Source organism: Streptomyces sp. P9(2023) (assembly GCF_032436795.1).
Lineage (GTDB): Bacteria > Actinomycetota > Actinomycetes > Streptomycetales > Streptomycetaceae > Streptomyces.
The window spans coordinates 1-2552 of sequence record NZ_JAUPWM010000077.1 but is presented as its reverse complement, the minus strand read 5'-3'; the positions used below and the strand labels follow the sequence as shown (position 1 = coordinate 2552).

General features: G+C 69.8%; 2 protein-coding genes. Both read right to left on the bottom strand.

The features are described from left to right. Window positions 1-1947 (bottom strand): zinc ribbon domain-containing protein (locus Q5762_RS36620; RefSeq protein ID WP_315896648.1); only part of this gene is annotated, 1947 nt, incomplete at its 3' end. Then, window positions 1944-2552, bottom strand: a 609-nt coding sequence (locus tag Q5762_RS36615) for an IS607 family transposase (protein ID WP_315896647.1), incomplete at its 5' end; no start/stop codon positions are given. The genes Q5762_RS36620 and Q5762_RS36615, both read right to left, overlap by 4 nt.

Sequence of the window (2552 nt, the reverse complement as noted above, 5' to 3'; positions counted from 1 at the left end):
TCCCATGCGAACCGTAGGGTTCGGTGTGGGTTCTGCCCACCTGGGCGGGGTAGCGTGAGCGTGGAGATGGAATCCCGCGCCGAGTGCTGCTCCGCGTGGCCGGTGGCCGGTGGTGGGTGTGCTGATCGTGGTCACGCCCTGGTGCCGGTGGGCTGCGCGGGGCAGCCGGGTCCGGTCCGTTGGTGCGTGTCCCTCCGGACGCTTTCCGGCCGGACCCGAAGGTCTGGCTGGGGAGGGAATCCCGCGTCGCCTGGGCGCGGGACGGTTGGTTCGTGGCCGGGTGGGGCCGGTCTTGGACCGGTCAGCCCGGCTGGTCTTCGGGGAGGCGGTGACGGCCGCCTTCGCTTCGAGCTTGTCCACGACCTTGCGGATCACCATGGTGCCGCTGGTCTTGTCCACGACGGTCTTGGTCTGGTGGGCCAGACCGCGTGCTGCGATGCGCCGCCACGCGCCCTGGTCGCGGTCGCCCTGCCACCGGCAGGACGGGCAGATGGCCCACTTCCAGCCCGGGATGGTGGGCTTGTCGGGGGCTTTGCGGTGCCGGAGCGGGGTGAGGCAGTGCGGGCAGTGCTTGGAGGTGTTCGCCGGGGGCACGGTCACCACGGCGATGCCGACCTCGGCGGCCAGGTGCCGCATACGGTCGGCGATCTGCCCGCGCACGGTCTGGGACATACGCGTGTTCTGCGTGCGGCCCATGCCGCCTGCTTCCATCGACCGCAGGTCTTCCAGACAGATCGCGGTCGCCCCGGCTGCGACGGCCTGGTCCACGGCCCAGCGGGCAGCCGACCACGCGAGTGCGTCGTTGATGTTGGAGCGGCGCTCGGAGACACGGCGGATCTCCTCCGCCAGGATGGCGGCCTTGTTGTCCAGCGCAGAGTCGGCGAGCCGGGTGTACTGGTCGGCCTTGGCGTGCAGCCGCTCGGAGAGACGGCGCAGCCGGTACTGCTTGGCCAGCACGCCAGAGGCGCGGAACTGGGCACCGGACCCAAGGGCAGTGATACGGCCGTCGTCGTGGAGCCGGACCGTGCCGGCGGACAGGAGGGTGTTGAGGCCCCAGTCCACGCCGAGCGCGACAGTGTGCCCGGAACGGGCCGCCTTGGGGACGCGATGGGTGTAGGCGATGTCAGCCCGCGCCTTCCCGTCGACGACCCGCAGGGTGGGCAGATGCAGCACCGCGTTCGCCGGGACGGTCGGCGGCAGCGTGATCACACACTCGACCCACGTCCAGTCGCGGTATGCCTGCGGGTCGGGCCGGGTGGGGAGCTGCAACCGCAGCAGCACCTTCGCCGGCTCGGTCGCGGAGCGCTCGATCGACGCCTGCTGTCCGTCGCAGGCGGCCAGCAGCAGCATCCGCGCCACACGCGGCGCGGGCTCCAGCTCGAACACGTCCACCGGCAGGCGGCCGGTCTTCTGCCGGAAACGGGCGATCTGCCGGGTGCGGCCCTTGATGACGCTGGACAGCAGATGCTCCCCGCCAGGGATTGCGGCCCGAACTGTTTCCCACTCGGCTTCGGTGCGCTTCTTTGCGTCGGTGGGCCAGGTGGCCAGGATTCCGGCGACCACATCGGCTCGCCACTTCACCGACCGCAGAGCGCGTCCGGCCTGCTCCTGGGCGGCGCGGACGATCCGGTCGTTGACCTTCAAGCCCTCGCAGACGGCGGTGGTCCAGCCGAGGCGACGCAAGGCCATCCACGCGTTCGACGGCAGCTTCCGGCCGCCCGCGTCCACTCCAGCAGCAAGAACATCCACGTCGGTGGTGTTCCAGTGCTCACCGAGCAGCGTGCCGGCCATGCCTGTCGTCAGCTCGATACACCAGCTCACGCGCTTCACCAGAGCGTGGGCGGTGAGGAGTTCGCCGGTCTTCTCGTCCACGCCGGAGTGGACCAGCGTGCGGGCGCAGGCAGTACGGGAGGTCTCGCCGTCGGCGAGCGGCAGTTTCCGGCTCACCGGGGCTGCCCCTCTGCGCACTGACCGGACTCAGTCAGCAGGCGACGGCGGTTGTCCGCGCTGCGCATCCCGTACAGGCGTCCGGCGAACGTGGTCACCAGGGACACGAAGTCTTCGAGGAGTTCGTCCCGGCCGCCGAGCTTCTTCGGGTGCAGCACCTCAACGGTGACCCCGTACACGGCGAACAGCCGCTTGAGCCAGCCGACACCGAACCGGGCCAGCCGGTCCTCGTGGGTGACGCGTACGACGGTCACGGAACGGTCGGAGACCATCGCGATCACCCGGTTCAGACCGGGCCGGTTCTCCTTCAGGCCGGAGCCACGGTCCTTGACGACCTTCACGATCGTCCCGGTCGAGGAAGCCCGCAGTTCAGCCTCCTGGGCCTCCAGCGAAGACTCCTGCCCCGACGAGCCGGACACGCGTACATACAGCAGTTCCAGACGCGGGCGGGAGGTCGAGGAGTCGCTGCCGCGCTTCATGTTCTCCACATCGACGCAGGAGAACCGGCGCTCACGGCCGACCCACATGAACGGAATCTTGCCGTCCAACGCCCACTGACGAAGCGTCATCGGGTGTATCCCGAGACGCTTCGCAGCCTTGGACAT